Below are 16,766 nucleotides of genomic sequence, written 5' to 3'. Positions count from 1 at the left end.
CCAACGTGTAGTTCAGCGTTCCCCCTCCAATGTCCGGACCTCGACCGGCATCCGGCCGCGAGTCCAACGATCGTCATGCACTGCAACGGAGATCCGCAGATCCGTCACGTCCGCGCCGACGGCGGTCAGTTGCGATGAGAGCCCGTCCAGCCGGGCGTTCAGCGGCGCGAGTGCGCCCTCAAGGGTGGAGACCGCGCCGGTGATGGCGGTTCCCTGTTCGTGCACCAACCGGCGCGAGCGCCGCACCGCCACGTAAGCGGGGACGGCGGCAACCGTGGTACCGGCCAACGCGATCAGCGCGACCAGGATTGCATCACTCATCAGATCCCCCTGTCTGGTAACCGAAATCGCGCGGCGGCAGCGGCCAAACCCCCGGCTGGTTCGGCCACAGCGAGCGTTCCGGCCCGTTGTTCGAGTCCGCCAGGTACGCCGCCGCGGCACCAGGATTGATCTCCGTGCCCTCCGGCGACGCCATGGGAAAAGCGGTGCGCGGAGCCAGAAACACGTACTCCGGCTCGCGGAAGAAGACCGGGTACAGGTTGCTCTTGTCGCCAAACCAATCTCGCAGCCTTGCGGCTTGGACCCCGGTGAACACTCCGCCCGCGGTCAGTTCTTCCCGGGGGTAGGCCAGCGCGTCTTTGGTGACCTGGCAACGGAACTGGATGTTGCCTAACCTCAGCCTGGTCTGCTCCGCGGTCTCGCCCCACTGCTCAATGGGCATCCCGTGCAGCCAAGCCACGGTCATGACGTAGATCCGGAACCCGGGGTCGGTCGACGCGGGCACCAGTTCCCACACCCGCGATAGGCGTTCGTGTCCCGGCATGCCCGCGTGCAGTTGGATACGGGCCTGAGCCGGATGCATGACGTAGACCAGCCATCGCGCCACCATCACCGGGTACCGAGGGTTGACCAGGGCGGCCGAGTACATGTCACCGAACCCGCCGTCGGCGGATCGGCGCTCACGGGCGACGCTCGCGTCGTTAGTGGTCAATGCCTGCCGGTAGGTGAGTTGGCGGTCACCGCGTTCCAGCGCGGACAGCCGCCGGTCGACCGCGGCGAACTCCGCGCCCAGGCTCGGTGGCAGGGTCGGGTTAGGCATCCTCGAACGCCTCCACCGGGGCAACAGTGAGGTCCGTCGTCTCGTCGCCGCTCTGATCGACCGACACCGCAATTTCCGTTACGCGCCAGTCACCTTGGATCGGCACGAGCCCGCCGCCGCCGTGCACGGGCACCTGGTCCCCGAGGGTGATGGCATCCAGCCCGATGACGCCGGGGTGCAGGCGGACCGTGGGCAGGATCACCGGAGCTGCTCCGACGCGGAGTCGGCCCCGAGCCTTGGCGTGCAGGGTGTCGTATTCCTTGACGTCGCTGTAGCTGTCCACCTGATCCAGCCGCGGGTGAACGTTGGAGAACTGCTCAGCGCTGGCCCACACCTGGTCCGGACCGTCACCAGAACCTGTTGCCACGGCGAAGGTTCGGACGCTCTTGCCACCGACCGTGGCGGAGGTGATCTCACAGTTGGTGCCCGCGGTGAGCGCGTACTCCCGGCGGCGGCCGGTACGCGGGTACCGGACGTGGAATGTCGTCGCAATGTCCGGCCCATCCCAAGTGGACACAAACTCAAAGTCGAACCCGTTGATGACTGCGCCCAGTTCTTCTACCGCCTCACCGAGGCTCTTGCGTTCGCTCTCTTTGAACGTGCGGTCGCGGCGAACGCCGGTGGTCTCCGTGCCGTAGCGGATCATGCCCAGCAACGATCCCGGACCGTAGGTTCCGGCATTCCGCAACAGGTCGCGGGCAATGGCGGCTTGGTCGACCTGGTTGTACTGCAACGTGGTCAAGATGTTCCGCAAGCGGAAGTACGACAACCACCCCTCGCACTGCATGGTCAGGGTGCCTGCGGTGTAGTCAGGGTTGCCGTCCCAGTACAGCCCGGACCACACCATGCGTCCGGACCGTTCGATGTAGACGGCCGTGGCCGCGCCAGGAACCACGGTCTGCGCGGTCACGGTGGACACCCCAGGGTCCAGCGGGATGGTTAGCGCCGCCGCACCGGGCGCGTTCAAGGTGTTGGTATAGCTGAGTTTCTCCATCGGAAGTTCGCCATGGATGTAGCCGGAGAGCACATCCTGAAACAGCACCCGGTACGCCGCGCTCACCTCCCGAGGTAGTCGACGTAGAGCCACACCATGTAGCTCGGGCGGTTGCCGCCGGTGGACGGGGTGAACGCGCCGCGGATCGTGATGGCGTTCAGCGCCTGGTCGCTGGTGACGACCCCGGTCCAACTGATCGGCTGGTGCAGCACCCCCGCACCGGCGAATCCGCCGCCGCGCATGCGGGTGTCGCACAGATCCCGCGTCAGCCATGGGCCGCCCGGCCAGTCGAGCCACACTTTCGACGAACCCGGCGTTCCGTCGTCGCTGAACGCCTGCATGCTCAACGCCCAGCGCCCCGGGCGGGACAGGTGCACCACCCCGGCGGATAGCTCGATCAGCCCGCCGTTGCGCCCGGGGCCGAATGTGAGGTTGTCCACCGCTTGCTCATTGACGCCAGGTCCCCAGGCTCGCGAGCCGGACAACGCGTGGGAGGCAAGGGTGTCGTCCTGGACACCGAGCAGCCGCCACGCTGTCCCTGAGTAGGCCCAGGATTGCCGGGTGGTGGTCGAGGTCCACACGGTGCCCGCCGGGGCCGTAGCGGGCCGCTCAGCGCCTGCCAGGGTGCCCCCTGCCAACATCTGCTGGCCGCCGGACAGACGCATGTCGGACAGCTCGATCGGACGGCCCGACGCCGCGGAGTGCACCCACAGGTCATAGAGCACCAGGGCCGCCCCGACCGCGGGCGGCACCGGGGACGCCGCGGGCTCGCCCTCGCGCACCGCGAGGTACCACGCGCCGGGCGTTCCTCCGGCCTGCGCCGGAACGACATAGGCGACCAGGCGGTCAATGCGGTCGCGGGTGGCGTGCGGCGGCGTGACCGCGAGCGTCACCGGGGCGGCCGACTCGACCAGGTACACCCCGCCGGTGCCGTCGGCCGGTGCGGGCACGCTGGCCCGGCCCGGTGTCACGGTCATCGTGTAGTCGCTGCCCATGGCCGCCGCCAGGTCGCCCGGCGCGAACCGTCCGGCGCGATCTCCGGCGAGCGCGGACAGTGCCCGGCGGATCGGGTCGGCGTGGTACTCCGCGCCGTCCAGCAACAGCGGCGGCAACGGCATTCGCTGCTCTGCCAACAGAACTCCCCTCCATCTAGATCCAGGCGGAACGCCACTCCGCAGTCAGCTCCGCCTCACCGCCGTCCAGACGCTCACCGCGGAAGGCAATCGGCGTGGTGCCGGGCTCGGCCACCGGCCACCAGGTGTCCCGGCCCGGCGTCACCCACCGTGGGGCAAGCCCGTTGAGCAGCACCTCTCGGGTTTCGGTGTTGACGTCGAGCCACTGTCCGGCCAGCAGCACGTACCGCAACGCCAGCTCGCCGCCGCCGGACAGGTTGACAATCCGGGGCATGGCAACAGGACCGGTCACCCTCAAACGCGGGTACGCGCGGCCGTTGCCCGCGTTGTGGATACGCAGCACCCCTGGGTCCGGCGCCGTCCCGAACACCACAGGGAACGCCCGCGGGAACCGGATGCCGGTGCCTGCGGCCCCGGACGGCAGGCGCGCGCTGGCACTCTGGCGGTGCACGTCCAGCAGATACGGGCTCGGGCAATACCACTCCACCGCCACCACCGCGCGGCAGTGGGAGTAGGAGACATCCAGCGGCGCCGAGCGCCGACGCACCTTGGCCCACACGAACCGCGGACCACCGCCCGCAACCCCGGGCAGGTTCAGCGCCAGCGGCGCGAGCACGCCGGGCGCGAGCGCGTCGGCGAGCTGCGCGAGCACCTGGCCGAACTCGGCACGCTCGGCCGCGGTGACCTCCACCGAGGCCGTAATGGTGCGTGGGCCGAGCCAGTCCGGCGCGGTGATCTCGCCGTGGCGGCCGAGAACGGCGCGGTCAGCGGTACGCACCGGCGGCAAGTCCAGCAGCCCGGACAGCTCCAACAGTGCCAGCGGCGAGCCCGGTTCGCCGATGCGCAGTCCCCGGTACTCCGCGGTCCACTCTGTGGGCAGTGCAACGGGTTCGGTTGTCAGTGGATCACCTCCCCTGTGTGCGTAGGGACCACGCGATCTCGCGCCCGATCTCGTGTGGGTCGGCGTTGGTGGCCACGTGCACCGTGATGTCCGTGCGCGTCGGCACGGTCGCGCCGGGCGCCATCCGCGGTACCCATGCCGGGGCCGCCAACACTCCCGGCCCGCCCGGCACCATGCCCCGGCCGAACTGCGCAGGCGCCACGGTCGGCATAGAGGCTGGAGTCATGGCGTCGGCGACACCGGCGGCCAGCGAACCGGCCGCGGCCAGCGCGACGCGGGCAGTCCGGTCGATACCCGCAGCCATTCCCACTGGCAGCCATCGGCCGATCTCCATCATGACCCGCGACGGCGAGGCGATACCCAGCGCATCACGCACCCAGTCCGGAAGCAGGTTCCGGAAGAACCCGAAAATCTTGTCGCGCAGCCAGCGCGCCCGGTCCTGGATGCCCGCCCAGAGGCCGGACAGGAACTCAGTGCCCTTGTCCCACAACAGTTGCCCGAGGTCACCGATCCCGGTCACCAGCCTTTCAGGCAGCATCTTGACCCACGCCCACAGTTCGTTGAGTTTGGCCACTGCGCCTTCGTAGAGCCGCCCGAACCAGAGCAACGCCTTGACGTGCAACTCCTTCAGCCCGTCCACGGCGTCCAGTACGCTCTGAATCGCAGAGTCCACAATGGACACGATCGCGTCGACTACTGACGTGATCGCGTCCGACACGGCGTTCCACGCGTTTGTGGTCCATTCGACCACGGTGTCCCAGTTAGCGATGATCAACGCCACCAGTGCGATGACGGCCGCGGTGATCCAGCCCACCGGCCCCATGGCCAGGACCCAGCCCGCCGCCATCCGAGCCCCGTGAACCAGTGCCGCCGCGCCCATGGCAACCCATCCGGCGACCACAGACGCCGCCGTGAGAGCCATGCTGCCCACCATGACCGCGGCCGAGCCGATCGCACGGGCCGCGGTCAGCGCCCATGATCCGGCCACCACCGCGCCGTGCGCCACGGCCTGCCCCGCCATCAACGCGCCCGAGCCGATGACCCTGGCCGCGGTCAGCGCCCACGCCCCGGCGGTCTTCGCACCCTCCCAGGTCGCGCGCGCGGCGAGCATGGCCCAGCTACCAACGGTTTTCGCCGCACCCAGCGCCCACGATCCGGCCGTCGTCGCCGCGTCGCGCACCGCACCCGCAGCTACCAAACCCCACGCGCCGACCACCTTGGCGCCTTCCCACACCGCGACGGCCCCCATGGCCACAAACCGCGAAATGATCGTTGTGGTAACCCACGCCGTTTTGGTGGCCGTGGCTATCGCCTCGTACCGGGCAGCCACCCAGGTAGCGATCAACTTGGTTCGCGCAACGGTCGCCGCGACTCCCATAGACACCAACGCCGGAACGAACAGAGCGCCGACGACACCGGCCACAATGGACAGCCACTCGTGGTTGTCCCCGAGCCACTTGGCCAGACCGGACAACGCTGGAATCACGGTGCCGGTCAGCACCGCGCCCGCCACAGTCAGCGCCGGGCCGAGGTAGGTGGTCATGAGCTGGGTCAGGCGTTCCACTGCCGGAATGACGTAGCTGCCCATGGCGTTGACGAATGCGCCTTGCAGGCCCCGGACGAACGTGTCCAACCTGGACTGTGCCGAGCCGTGCAACGCCTCACCAGCCCGGTCGGCGGCCCCGGCTACTTCACCGAGTGCGCCGACCGCAGCCGACGGGTCCAACGCGTACAGAGCCTGTTGCAGGTCTTCGGACTGGGTACCGAAGAGGTTGACCGCAATCGCCGATCGCTTGGCAGGATCGGGGATCGCTCGGAGCCGGTCCAGCACGGTGTCCAGGGCTTGCGCCGCGGCAGGGCCACCCTTGGCGAAGGTCTGCGCCATCTTGTCCGCAGACAAGCCGATCGCGGCAAACCCCTCGGTGGTGGTCTTGGACCCGTCTTTGGCGCGGATCGCGAACTCTTTGAGTGCGTCGGCGACGATGTCGCTGTCTCGCGCACCGGCCTGCAAACCCTGGGTCAGCAGTCCCATTGCCTGCTGACCAGACAGTCCGAGGTCACGGAACTGGGTTGGGTACTCATTGAGCGTGTCGAGCAGATCACCGGACTTGTCGGCTCCAAGCTGCATGCCGCGGGTGATCACGTCGAACGCCTCGTTGGAGTCCTTTACCAGCCCCGTGCGCAGCAACTGAGATACCGCGCGGGTCACCCCGCCCAGGTCCTGATCAAAGGTCTCGGCGACTGTCAGAGCCTTGCCGGTGATCTTCTCCAGCTCGGCTGAGCCGGTGACGCCGAGCCCGGTCATGTCCTGCGTGACGGTCTTAATAGCCGTGGCGACCGCGCCGAAGTTCGCGCCGTAGCCCTTGGCGTACATCGATCCCGCTAGGTCGCCGTACCTTTTGGACTCCTCGGCCGTCGCGCCGAGCTGCGCGCCCAGTTTCGCGCTGATCTTCGCCCGGTCCAGGCTTTCCGTGATGCTGGCACCGATGCCACCGGCGGTGAGTCCTGCCGCGGCGAACTTCAGCGCGCTGGCCGTGGCCGAGGATGCTGCGCCGCCGAGCTTGCCGACGAACGCGGCGATGCCGCCCTCGGCCGTTCCCAGCGACCGCATGAGGTCTTGGACATCGCCCAGGATGCTGACCTGAATAGGTTTAGCCATGCCTCACCCCTTCATCGCATGACCGGTTCGCGCCGCTCGCCGCCCGGCTTTCCTTGACGTGCCTTGAGATCGGCCGCCATGGCGTCGACCAGCGCGCGGTACTCGTCCAGGTGCAGCCCGCGAATGTCGGCGAGGGTGAGCCCCCGGAAATGGGCCACCAGACGGGCGTTCGTGACTACGCGCGCTGCGCGGCCGGATCGGGGGCGGGCTCGGCCACGCCCCCGGCGGAAGGGTCCGGCGTCCCCGCAAGGTCGAGCTTGACCTTGGCAGCGTCGGCGAGGGTGGCCGCGGGGTTGCTACGCCGCAGGACAACCAGAGCAACCGCCATCAGAAATTTTCCTTTGCGGGCGCCGGGCTGCCCCACGGCATCAATCGGAGCGTCGGTAACTTCCTCAATCGTGTCGATCTCGCCCACGGTCAGGTCGTCCAGGCGCACGGTGAGCGCGTTCATGATGTTGTCCCCCAACTACTTTGATCCAATGAACCGGTTGACCAGCTCGCGCATGCGGGTCTCGAACAGAGCCGCGACGTCCTTGATCCGGGCCGCCGCGGCGCGCATCAGGAACCGGTTTTCCCTGATATTGCGGTCTTCCCAGCCCCAATGGATGGGTCCGGCGTAGGGCACGACCTTTGCTGAACCGGCGCGGATGATCGCGCCCTTGACGTTCGAGGCTGGACGGATCGATGCCGCCAGCTCACCGGAGCGTTCCGGCGCCTCTACCTTGGCGGGCGGCACTACCAGGTTGGCCGCGTCTTTGTGCGCGCCCTTCAGCTCGGCGGTGACGGCCTTGTCCTTCAACGCTCGGATGCTGCGCCGCAGTTCTCGGTGTCCCTCAACGGCAACCTTCCACGGCTCACCTGTCACCGAGCCCGCCGGGCTTGGAATGTTGTGGTGTGCACACCAACCGCGGTCACGCGGCCCGGCTCCGCCCGGCGGCCCGCGGCGCGCTGTCCGGTGTGGACAGTCCGGCCCCACCCGCCGGGTCCAGGTAGGTCACTGTCACCGTGTCGCCCGTGCCCGGGTCCAGCGCGCGGAACGGAAGCGCCATCGTGGACAGGTCGTCCAACTCCGCCTGCGGAGACTCCCCGGTGAACTGCACCGCGGGCACCGTGATGTCCAGGCGGGCGGCAGACCCGTTGCCGGACTTGGTGACTCCGGTGTAGGAGATCCGCAGGCCAAGCACCTCACCCGCAACAAACGCCTCGTACCACGGCAACGCCGAGCGGTCGAACTCCAACTCAAACTCGCCCTCATACTCGGGCAGCTCTGCGCGAACCTGTCTGCGCTTCAACGGATCCGCCTGCACCGCCCTGCGGTCGGTCTTGAGCCCGCGTTCGGCTTTGAGTGACCACTGGCTAACGGGCACAAGGGTTTCCGCCCCATTGCGGGTCAGGTACACCGCCCCGCGGGTCCAGTCATAGGCCACGGCCGCCGCCGGGTAGGTGATCGGCAGAAACTCCGATTCCGTGGTGGAGTGGCTAACCGTGCGGAAGTCGAACGACGCCTTGAGGGTGAGCGGTTCCTCCACCTCTTGCGTCAGTTCCCACTCGGTGACCGCGCACCCCAGATGCCGGTACGCCACACGGCCGCCGTCGACGAACGGCCTGATCATCTGCGCCGTCATGCTCGGGCTGGTCGGCACCGGCGCGGTACGGCACCGGACGGTCGACGGTGCACCGTCGGCACCCGGGGTCACCGTGGTGGTGTCGAACGCCGCGGCGAGCAACGCCCCCGCGCCGGAGTCGAGCACGGCGCACTCGATCTCGCCCTCTCCGCCCATGTCGACGATGCGCCGCCGGTCCGCGCGGACGGTTTGCAGCCCGCTCCGGAAACCTTTGGCCTCAACGAATTCCCGGCTGGTTTTCCACGCGTCCCCCTGCCCTTCGTACCCCACGGTGGTGGTCGCGGACTGACCGAAACTTGGTTCTGTACCAATGGAAATAGCGGCATCCAGAGCCAGTGTGTCCCCCTAGGACATCAGGTGCGCACGGATGCGCACGATGTAGTCGAGCTGCGCCGCCGACCCGCCGCCGGTCTCGCCGTTGGTGACCGTCGTCCGCACCGGGCGCACGTCGATCAGCCCCGGCACCGAAGCCAGGTCGAACTCATCCAGCACCACGGCGTCAATGTCGGCGCGCAGCGCATAGACCGCGCGTTCGGCGCGCTGCGGCTCACCGGGCACCACGGCCACGGCGCGGACGGTCAACTCAGCGGTGAGCTTGCTGGGCTTGCGCCGACCGGCAACCAGGGCCGTGGGTTCGATCGTGGGTTCAGTCGTCTCGCCAAACCACACCGACACGCGCCGAGCATTCCGGCCCGGATCAGCCCAGGTGACCTGCGCATGGGAACCGAACCTGCTGCGCAGCAACGTGTACAGCTTCATCTTGGTGTCATAGACCAGCACCGCGCCCCCTAGAACGGCGGCCGGTCGCGGTAGCGCCCGAGAACCGCGTTGACCTCCGGCAGGCTGGTTGGCCGCCACGCCCCGCCTGCCTGCGCGAGCGAAGTGGTGCCGAACTCGGTGGTCAAGGACAGCATCCGGTCGGGCACCCGCGAATGCAGGTCGACCAGCCACTGACGCGCGATTGTGCGTACAGCCCAACGGATCGCGACCGGCGGCGGCTCGGCCGCGGTCCACCGGTGCCCGGTGTAGGACTCGACCAGCTCAACGGCGAATCCCCGCGCCTGCAACAGGTCTGCGTCCGGAAACAGCTCGGCGTCGCCGATGCCGTCCAGGCGGCGCAACTCGGGCAGCGTCGCGTACAGGTCCAGAGTGTCCCTCCCTTGTGGACGGAAACCCATACCCGCGTTACGAACACAGTGATCGTAACGTGGGTATGGGTGGTCGGTTACTTGCTTGCTGCGCCCGCACCCGCAGGTGCAGGCAGCGTCAGCAGCGCCGACCCGGTTGTGTCGATCAGCACCGCGCCCGCCCTGCGGACGACCTTGAAGGAAGTCAAGTCCTCCAAGAACTTCACCTCAGTGGATCGTGCAATGCGGTAGCCGCCCGCGTACCTCACGGTGAACCCGGACAGGTCGCCCAGGTAGAGAACCTGCTCGGCGTGGTCGGTGAACGCCGGGTCCAGGCTGACAGGACGGCCCATCAACGCCAGAGACGAACCGTCGACCGCTGACTTGAGCAGGTAGCGGCCCTCAGCGTCTTTGAGCTTGCGGACGCGGCCGACGGTCCTCCGACCCATGAGCCACTGAGCGCGCTCAGCCTGCGCGGAAGCCAGGGTGTAGTACAGGTCGATCACCGCATCGGTGATCACGGTGTCCCTAGCCGCCGCGGTGAGCGTGATCCGCATCTCCGGCGTAACCCCGGTGGTCGGGGACAGCAGCGCCGCGGCGAAATCGCGGCCCATCTGGTCGGCCAGGTTCGGTGCCATGTCGCGGCTGAGAAACCCAACCAGGTCAACGTGATCGTCCTGGATCAGTTCGTTGCTGACGTGGGAGACATAGCCGTACTTCTCCACCCCGAGCGGCACCGTGTCGGTACTCGGGTAGTTCTCCGGGATCGGCGCGCCCTCGGCAACCTTGGCGGTCGGGCGGGTCGGACGCACCCGCGGGTGGTCGATCACCTCACCCGAGCTGGTCTCCAAAGTCGTTGCGCCACCGGCAATGTAGGTCGAGCGCTCGCCGATAAGCTTGGTCAGCAAGGTGTGCAGCGTCCGCAACGGGACTGCCTTGCCAGACTGCTTGTTCTGCACGTCAACGGTGACGCCCATCGTGGCGCGGAACTCGGTCGACTCGCCCTCTCGCAGCGCCCGCAGCACCGCGCCGTCATCCTGTGCAGCCGCGTTGCTGTAGCCCGGCGCGCGCATGGCCTTGACGACCTCGCGCATGTCGGCGGCGTGCTGCTCAGCCTGCCGTTCCGCCGCCCCCGTCACGTCCAGTTCGGCGAACCGGCCGTCCAGGCGGTCCAGCACCGACAACAGCCGGTCAACTCGGTCATCCCGACGTTCGTCGCTTGCGGTCTGTAGCTGGTGTTCGACGTGCTTGCGTTCCTCGGCAACCGTTTCGACGGTTTCCGGCAAGGCCACCCCCCCAGGTGTAGTGCGCGCCGCGGTGAGACTGCCCGGAATGGAGCGTCTGGCCACGGTGGTGTCTGGATACGCGGGCCGTGTGACCGGCCCCAGTTCGTGCACGCGGAAGCGTTTGAGCGTCCTGATCAGCTCGCCGGACTTCTCATCGCGGGTGTAGGTCTGATCGGCGTCCGGGCTTTCCACCGTGAATGCGAAGGACGACCCGTGAAGCACGCCCCGGTCGACCAGCTCGGCGACGTCGCGCCCGGTGCTGGTGTCAGGTAGGTCGATCTCGTACCACCCGCCGCGCTCGTCTTCGCCGGTCCGCAGACCGGCCCCGGACCGCGCCAGCACGGCTGAGTCATTGTGGTTGTACGTGGCGTACACGTCGTCGCCGGACAGACTGTCCAGCCCCGCCCCGCGGTCGATCCGCTCACGGAACCCCCCAAGGTCACCGCTGAGCTTGTCGAACACGTAGGCATAGCCCCGAATCGTGCGCCCCGAACTGCCGTCCCCCCGGTCGCGCACCTCAACGGGTAGCGCGTAATCCCGGCGTTCGGTACTGCTCAGTCCCCCACCTCCCCCTTGTCGTTCTGGTCGGCCTCGGGCGGCTCGTCACCGCCCTGCGTTGGCTCGCCGTCGTCGTCCTGGTCGTCATCGGTGGGCGCCGTCGGCGAGGCCAACGGCACCGGTCCGTCCGGCGTCAGCAACGCCAGATTCGTTGGCACCATGGCGAAATCGCCATATCCAGACGTGTCCGGCGGCAGATCCTCAAGGGCGCGAACCTCATTGCGGGTGTAGACCCCGGTTTGTATCCCTGTCCGGTATGCCTCAAGGCGTTCGGTCAACGCACCGCGGGTCAAGCTGTCCAGGTTGAACCGGACGAACGCCCCCACCGCGTGTGCCTGCGGGCCAAGTAGCGTGGTCAGCGCCTCTTCAATCCGCTCAGCCCAAGCGCGAACGCTGAACTGGACAAACCCACTGGACTGCACCGCCAGCCCCGAACCCCACGACGTCGAACCGGAGGCATCGGCGATCAGGTGCGGCGGAACCCCGTAGATCCGTGCCACGTCGGGAATCTGGAACGCTCGGGTCTGTAGGAACTGCGCTTCATCCGGCGCGACACTGACAGTCTGGAACTTGGCGTCCTCGGTGAGGATCGCAAGCCCGTGTCTGTTGCCCTTGCCCCCGTGGATCGTGCGCCAGGTCTGCCTAGCGGCCTTGAGCCCTTGCGGCGTCATGGCTCCTGGCACGGAGATGATCGCGCCGGGCACGGCCCCGTTGCTAAAGAACTCCGCCCCGTAGGACTCCGCGCCGATGGTCAACTCGAACGTCCGTTTGGCCGCCTGCAAGGGCGAAACGCCCCTGATCTGTCCGGCCAGCGGCAGGCCCACGATGTGCAGCACGTCCGCCCGTCCGAGCGCGCCGAGCACCTGAACACGGCCCTGGTCGTCCCCGGCGGAGAGCTGGTAGACCAGGCTGCGCTTGCCGTTGGGCATGAGCACGTACATCGGTTCCACGGCCGCGGCCGGTATGACGTCCAGCGCCACCACCTCACCGCCGGACCGCGTTACCAGAATGTAGGCGTTGCCGTCCAGCAACAGCGACGTCATCACCGTTGCCACGAAACGAATCCGGAGGGTGTCCTCGTTTGGCTGGTCGATCCACTGTGGACGCGGGAACGGTTCGCGCCGCCCGCCGGTCCGGCGGTATGTCTCCAACGGCGTGGTAGCTACGCTGTGTGCCAACAGATTGACGCAGGCGTACACCGCGGAGATGGTCAACGCGTCCCGTGCGGGCATCGGACCGTCGCCGCCGTGCTCTCGCCCGGTCCAGCCGATCAGCTCGGCGTTGGTGGTGGCGTCGGCGGGCTCGACCGGCGCGGCCCGGCGCTCCGGGGCAAACGCGTTCATGAAGCCGCTCAACGGCGACCCCTCGCGCGCACCAGGCAGACGGCGCCCGCGACCAGCAGCGCGCCGCGGGTGAGCGGACCGGCCGCCGGATGCAGCTCGGCCGCGCCGTCGGCGAGCTGCCATCCGCCCACGATCGCGACCAGCTCGGCGACGTACTCGCCGACCCACGCACGCGCCCGCGTGAGCCAAGCTCTGATTCGTGAAAACTCCCAGTGCGGCTCGGGCCGCCGGGTCTCTGACATGGTCCCCCTCACCACTCGTCGTCCAGGTCGCCGCGCCACGGGTCGCCGTCGACCAGGAACCCATCGCTACGCCGTTGCGCGTCGCGGTAGAGCTGTGCCCGGTGCAGCGCCATGACCCACGCAACCGCCAAGTCGATATGACGCCGCGACGTCGGGGACTCTTTGGTGATCCGCTCGCCGCGGGAGTCCTGCCGCAGCACGCAGTTCCCCAAGTGCCGCGCAAGCGCGGGCTGCCCGGAGTGCGACACGAGCCCGTCGACCACGGCCGTGTACGCCGCCTGCGTCGCAGGCACCATGCGTTGCACGCTGTTCGGGAACTCGGTCATGGGCAAGCCGTCGTCGCTGAGCATCTGGAGCTGAACGGAGAACCACGCCGGGTCCGCAGTGACCTCGCGCACCAGGTAGCGGCGGCAGATCGCGCGCACCCGGTCCATGACCTCGGCCACCGGGGTCCGCCAGTGCGGGTCATCCCGGGGCGCTTCCCAGTGCCCGAGTACTTCGGTGTGCAGGTCGCTCAAGCGAACGCCGACTATCGCGGTGGAATCGTTGCGCCACGCGGCATCCAGCCCCACCACGATCTCATCACCGCGTCGGAACCCCTTGTCCGGTGCGGCAAGCGCCGCCCATGCGGTGTGCGGCAACCACACTGAGCCGCCGCGGACGAACTCGTTGAGCCGGTACATCCTGAAGTTTGATTCGGGCGTGCGCCGGTGCGCCGCGGTGAAGTCCTCTTCGGACATCAGGTCCCAGGACGGGTTGCAGCGCCGCCACACGTCCGGGTCGGAATGGTCGACAGTCTCACCAGGCTGAACCCCGTGCCACTCAAGGTAAAGCGACGGGTCGTCCACCTCGCCGGAGGCGACCCGGTGGCCGTAGTCGACCAGCCCGGCAAACGGCCCGTCTGGGTACGGCCCGGCGGTGGAGATCACCAGGAACAGCGGTTCCCGGCGCTGCGCCGAACCCAGCGTCAGCGCGTCGAACAGGTCCGAGGTCTTCGCCTGCGCGTACTCGTCCACGATGACGCACGTCGGGTTCAAACCCTGCTGCAACCCGGCGTCCGCGCTCACCGCGCGGAACGTTCCGCCGCTGGTGTGGCAGGTAATCCGGTCCCTCAGAACCGTGCACATCTGCGCCAGGATCGGCGACATGCGCACCATCCGCGACGCCTCCGCGAACAACAACCGGGCCTGGTCGCGCGTGTTGGCCGCGCAGATCACCTCGGGCGCGGAGTCGCGGGTGTCGGCGCACAGGTGATACAGCGCGATAGCCGCCGCCAACTGGGTTTTGCCGTTCTTGCGGGCGACGCCGAGCACCACGGTTCGGTGACGCCGCCGCCCGTCCGCACGGATGCGGTACGCCTTGTTGATGAACTCGGTTTGCCATGGCAGCAAACGGAAGCGCTGGCCGAGGTAGGAGCCGCCGAGCGTCAGGTGAGAGATGAACTTGGCGACGCGTCGTCCCTCCGTGCGCAGACGGCATCACCCCCGGTTCAGTCGTCCAGGCCCCCAAGCAAGTCGTCCAATGTGCTCCGCTTGACCGTGTTCGCCGCGATCCCCAGACGTAGCCGGGCCTCAAGGGAGAGCCCAAGAACGGACTCGATCGCGCGCATCTCGCGTTCGGTGTTCTCCACATGCCGTAGCGCCGGATGCATCACGGTCTGCCCGGTCGAGCCGACCACGGTCAGCCCGTCTCGCTCGACCAGGGCGAGCAACGCCACCCGGCGGTCATGCAGTTCGCAGTACCGCGCGATCACCCACCGGTCCGTCTGAGGGTGATAGGCGCCGTCTCCGGCCGCCCACACCGCCCGCCACACCTCACGCCCGGCGTCACCGAGCCCAGCAGGTACCCGCGGTGCGCGGCCGGTGTGGACCACCGGGGCGTTCGCCACGTCCCCGGCGCGCGGGTTACCGGACGGGCTCGCCTTGGCACGGGACACGGCTCACCCCCTTGTTGTGGTGTGCACACCAACGGGCGCGGTAGCGGGTGGCGCGTAGCCTCGTTCGCCACGGCCCTCAGAGCATCTAGCGTCCGGCCGCATGTGGGTGGTGCCTGGACGTAGTGGGCAAACACAAGGCACCCCGCAAGAGTTCCTTGCGGGGTGCCATCGTGCGGCGAGAGTTTGTAGTTTCAGGAGATCGGGATTACATCAACGAGGCTACTGGAAAGGTACACGCGAGTGTTGGAGATTGCATCCCCCTCGAACGTAACCTCAATCCGGTCCTCACAGTTAGGGTTGTTGTTCTCGATAACGCGGACTCGCAGGACCAAGGCCCAAGCCAGGTAACCGATACCACAGTGCGTGTCCACAATCTCGCCCGGAATGATCTGGTCAGCGCGCATCTTGGTCGCGGTCTCGTAAGCCAGCATCTCGTGGTCCTCTTTCAGTTTTGCCTGTTCTCAGGTGGTTGACCACCTTAGTGTGGCACATCGGTTGCCAGGTGGTCAACCACCCTGGCAGAATCTTCGGCATGGCTAACCAACACAAACACCCGGTGCGAGGCTTGAGAGGCATCCCGCAGAGCGAGTGGGACCACTTTGAGACGGCCACGCAGCGAGCCAACACTGATCGTTCCGCGGCGGTTCTCGCGTTCATCCGGTGGTACATCGGCGAAGACCCGAAAGTGCCTGAACGTCCCGTTTGATGTCAGGTGCACCCGCCCGCGCGCCTGGATGGCTAGACCATCCAGGCGCGCAACCGTGCCAGGTTCGCGTCCGGCGCGAACGCCAGGAACGTACCGTCAGCGGAGTCGCACCCGAGCCCGGTGGCGTACCGCCACCGGCGACCCGAGTTGACCCGTCCCATGTGGACTGTCAGCCCGCGGTCGACCGTTTCGGCCGCAAGCCGCACCGCCTGGTCGCCGAGTTTCCACTCCGTCGACCCGCCGACGAACAGCACGTCGACCGCCGACCACGGCACGTCCGCCGCCGTAAGCCCGTCCTGCGCGACCAGCGCCACCCGGTACCCACGCTCGCGGATCGGCTCGAACCACGGTGTCGACCGGGCCAGCGTCGCCGCGGCGTCGCCGACCACATCCGGCGCGGTCGCAAACAAGCAGCGCTCGGCCGCGTCGGCGTGCCGATCCAGCCACCGGAGCCACCGCCCGTCCCCGGGATACCCGCGGCCGAAACAGCCGTTGTCGGCCGCCCACGTCACGCCGGGCAGCGGCGTCCGGCCCTCCGCCGGGGTACACATTTGCCCCAACTCGCCCGCGGCCATGGCCTCACGGATTCGTGGACTGGAGGCGTTGCCGAGATACAGCACGCCACACCACCACCCCGAGCACGAACAACCCGGTCATCCAGACCGCCTTGACCACGAACTGCCCGGCGAAGGTGGCCACGGTGAACGGCAACCCGGCAAACGCCACGAACGCCGCCGTGTCCACCAGCGCCCCGACGGCGTTGGAGCCGACCAGCGCGGGCAACCAGCCGCGGGCGCGCAGGCGCACGAACACCACCAGGTCGACCAGCTCGCCGACCACAAACGCTGCTGTGCTCGCCGCGGCCAGGCTCGGCGAGAACAGCGCGGTGACCCCCGCGCCGACCGCGACCACCGCCACCACTGCGCGCGGCCCGGCAACCTCGTGCAGCACGTCTCGCAGGGCGAGCGTCAGCCCCGCGCAGTACGTCCCCGCCGTCACGGTCAGCCCGAACCCGGCGGGGATTAATCCAAAGTTCGCGGTGAGCGCGTTCGCGGCGACCAACGCCAGCAGAAACGCACCCGCCGCGGCGACGCTTCGCGCCAGTCCCACAGCAGCCCCCCATATGTAAGGTGCCGTGCGCGCTCGCCCCGCCGACC

The 16,766-nt window shown here is 68.2% G+C and carries 20 protein-coding genes; all 20 read right to left on the bottom strand.

Going from position 1 to position 16,766, the window contains the following annotated elements; genetic code table 11:
• Nucleotides 1-12 precede the first annotated feature (12 nt).
• Nucleotides 13-321, bottom strand: coding sequence for a hypothetical protein (locus ACTOWY_RS10675; protein WP_441309434.1), 309 nt, complete (start codon nucleotides 319-321; stop codon nucleotides 13-15).
• A complete protein-coding gene (locus ACTOWY_RS10670) occupies nucleotides 314-1,099 on the bottom strand; it encodes a hypothetical protein (RefSeq protein ID WP_441309433.1) in 786 nt (261 codons plus the stop codon). The genes ACTOWY_RS10675 and ACTOWY_RS10670 overlap by 8 nt, the downstream gene beginning before the upstream one ends.
• On the bottom strand, nucleotides 1,092-2,159 hold the full coding sequence (locus ACTOWY_RS10665) for a hypothetical protein (protein ID WP_441309432.1): 1,068 nt from the start codon (nucleotides 2,157-2,159) through the stop codon (nucleotides 1,092-1,094). The genes ACTOWY_RS10670 and ACTOWY_RS10665 overlap by 8 nt, the downstream gene beginning before the upstream one ends.
• Nucleotides 2,156-3,226, bottom strand: coding sequence for a hypothetical protein (locus tag ACTOWY_RS10660; protein WP_441309431.1), 1,071 nt, complete (start codon nucleotides 3,224-3,226; stop codon nucleotides 2,156-2,158). The genes ACTOWY_RS10665 and ACTOWY_RS10660 overlap by 4 nt, the downstream gene beginning before the upstream one ends.
• Nucleotides 3,227-3,242: 16 nt before the next feature.
• Nucleotides 3,243-4,004: a hypothetical protein gene (locus tag ACTOWY_RS10655; RefSeq protein WP_441309430.1), complete on the bottom strand. Its 762-nt coding sequence runs from the start codon at nucleotides 4,002-4,004 to the stop codon at nucleotides 3,243-3,245.
• 127 nt (nucleotides 4,005-4,131) lie between these two features.
• The gene (locus ACTOWY_RS10650; protein WP_441309429.1) at nucleotides 4,132-6,786 is read right to left on the bottom strand and encodes a phage tail tape measure protein; all 2,655 of its coding nucleotides are present in this window, start codon (nucleotides 6,784-6,786) and stop codon (nucleotides 4,132-4,134) included.
• Between the two features lie 11 nt (nucleotides 6,787-6,797).
• Entirely contained in the window at nucleotides 6,798-6,944 is a 147-nt protein-coding gene (locus ACTOWY_RS10645; protein WP_441309428.1) for a hypothetical protein, read from the bottom strand.
• A gap of 17 nt (nucleotides 6,945-6,961) precedes the next feature.
• On the bottom strand, nucleotides 6,962-7,237 hold the full coding sequence (locus ACTOWY_RS10640; protein ID WP_441309427.1) for a hypothetical protein: 276 nt from the start codon (nucleotides 7,235-7,237) through the stop codon (nucleotides 6,962-6,964).
• A 15-nt stretch (nucleotides 7,238-7,252) separates the two neighbouring features.
• Nucleotides 7,253-7,585, bottom strand: coding sequence for a hypothetical protein (locus ACTOWY_RS10635; protein ID WP_441309426.1), 333 nt, complete (start codon nucleotides 7,583-7,585; stop codon nucleotides 7,253-7,255).
• Nucleotides 7,586-7,697: 112 nt separating this feature from the next.
• Nucleotides 7,698-8,729, bottom strand: coding sequence for a phage tail tube protein (locus tag ACTOWY_RS10630; RefSeq protein WP_441309538.1), 1,032 nt, complete (start codon nucleotides 8,727-8,729; stop codon nucleotides 7,698-7,700).
• Nucleotides 8,730-8,756: 27 nt separating this feature from the next.
• Nucleotides 8,757-9,191 carry a hypothetical protein gene (locus ACTOWY_RS10625; RefSeq protein WP_441309425.1) on the bottom strand — a complete coding sequence of 145 codons (435 nt, stop codon included), beginning with the start codon at nucleotides 9,189-9,191 and terminating at the stop codon, nucleotides 8,757-8,759.
• Nucleotides 9,192-9,199: 8 nt separating this feature from the next.
• The gene (locus ACTOWY_RS10620; protein WP_441309424.1) at nucleotides 9,200-9,532 is read right to left on the bottom strand and encodes a hypothetical protein; all 333 of its coding nucleotides are present in this window, start codon (nucleotides 9,530-9,532) and stop codon (nucleotides 9,200-9,202) included.
• 104 nt (nucleotides 9,533-9,636) lie between these two features.
• Entirely contained in the window at nucleotides 9,637-11,340 is a 1,704-nt protein-coding gene (locus ACTOWY_RS10615; RefSeq protein ID WP_441309423.1) for a phage major capsid protein, read from the bottom strand.
• A 38-nt stretch (nucleotides 11,341-11,378) separates the two neighbouring features.
• Nucleotides 11,379-12,737, bottom strand: coding sequence for a phage portal protein (locus ACTOWY_RS10610; protein ID WP_441309422.1), 1,359 nt, complete (start codon nucleotides 12,735-12,737; stop codon nucleotides 11,379-11,381).
• Entirely contained in the window at nucleotides 12,734-12,856 is a 123-nt protein-coding gene (locus ACTOWY_RS10605) for a hypothetical protein (protein WP_441309421.1), read from the bottom strand. Before ACTOWY_RS10605 ends, ACTOWY_RS10610 begins: the two co-directional genes overlap by 4 nt.
• 119 nt (nucleotides 12,857-12,975) lie before the next feature.
• Nucleotides 12,976-14,358 (bottom strand): terminase large subunit domain-containing protein, encoded by a 1,383-nt coding sequence (locus ACTOWY_RS10600; protein WP_441309420.1) that lies wholly within the window; start codon nucleotides 14,356-14,358, stop codon nucleotides 12,976-12,978.
• Between the two features lie 98 nt (nucleotides 14,359-14,456).
• Nucleotides 14,457-14,903 carry a phage terminase small subunit P27 family gene (locus ACTOWY_RS10595; RefSeq protein WP_441309419.1) on the bottom strand — a complete coding sequence of 149 codons (447 nt, stop codon included), beginning with the start codon at nucleotides 14,901-14,903 and terminating at the stop codon, nucleotides 14,457-14,459.
• A gap of 191 nt (nucleotides 14,904-15,094) precedes the next feature.
• Entirely contained in the window at nucleotides 15,095-15,334 is a 240-nt protein-coding gene (locus ACTOWY_RS10590) for a hypothetical protein (RefSeq protein WP_441309418.1), read from the bottom strand.
• 307 nt (nucleotides 15,335-15,641) lie between these two features.
• Nucleotides 15,642-16,229, bottom strand: coding sequence for a hypothetical protein (locus ACTOWY_RS10585; protein ID WP_441309417.1), 588 nt, complete (start codon nucleotides 16,227-16,229; stop codon nucleotides 15,642-15,644).
• Nucleotides 16,189-16,719 carry a VUT family protein gene (locus ACTOWY_RS10580; protein ID WP_441309416.1) on the bottom strand — a complete coding sequence of 177 codons (531 nt, stop codon included), beginning with the start codon at nucleotides 16,717-16,719 and terminating at the stop codon, nucleotides 16,189-16,191. Before ACTOWY_RS10580 ends, ACTOWY_RS10585 begins: the two co-directional genes overlap by 41 nt.
• Nucleotides 16,720-16,766 lie beyond the last annotated feature (47 nt).

The sequence above is a fragment of the Crossiella sp. CA198 genome (assembly GCF_052078295.1).
In the GTDB taxonomy this organism is placed as follows: Bacteria; Actinomycetota; Actinomycetes; order Mycobacteriales; family Pseudonocardiaceae; genus Crossiella.
This window is presented reverse-complemented; position numbering and strand designations above follow the sequence as displayed.

Excerpts from the sequence above, each read along its gene's own strand:
- ACTOWY_RS10675 (WP_441309434.1), bottom strand. The coding sequence starts at position 321 with ATGAGTGATGCAATCCTGGTCGCGCTGATCGCGTTGGCCGGTACCACG.
- ACTOWY_RS10670 (WP_441309433.1), bottom strand. The coding sequence starts at position 1,099 with ATGCCTAACCCGACCCTGCCACCGAGCCTGGGCGCGGAGTTCGCCGCG.
- ACTOWY_RS10650 (WP_441309429.1), bottom strand. The coding sequence starts at position 6,786 with ATGGCTAAACCTATTCAGGTCAGCATCCTGGGCGATGTCCAAGACCTC.
- ACTOWY_RS10640 (WP_441309427.1), bottom strand. The coding sequence starts at position 7,237 with ATGAACGCGCTCACCGTGCGCCTGGACGACCTGACCGTGGGCGAGATC.
- ACTOWY_RS10590 (WP_441309418.1), bottom strand. The coding sequence starts at position 15,334 with ATGCTGGCTTACGAGACCGCGACCAAGATGCGCGCTGACCAGATCATT.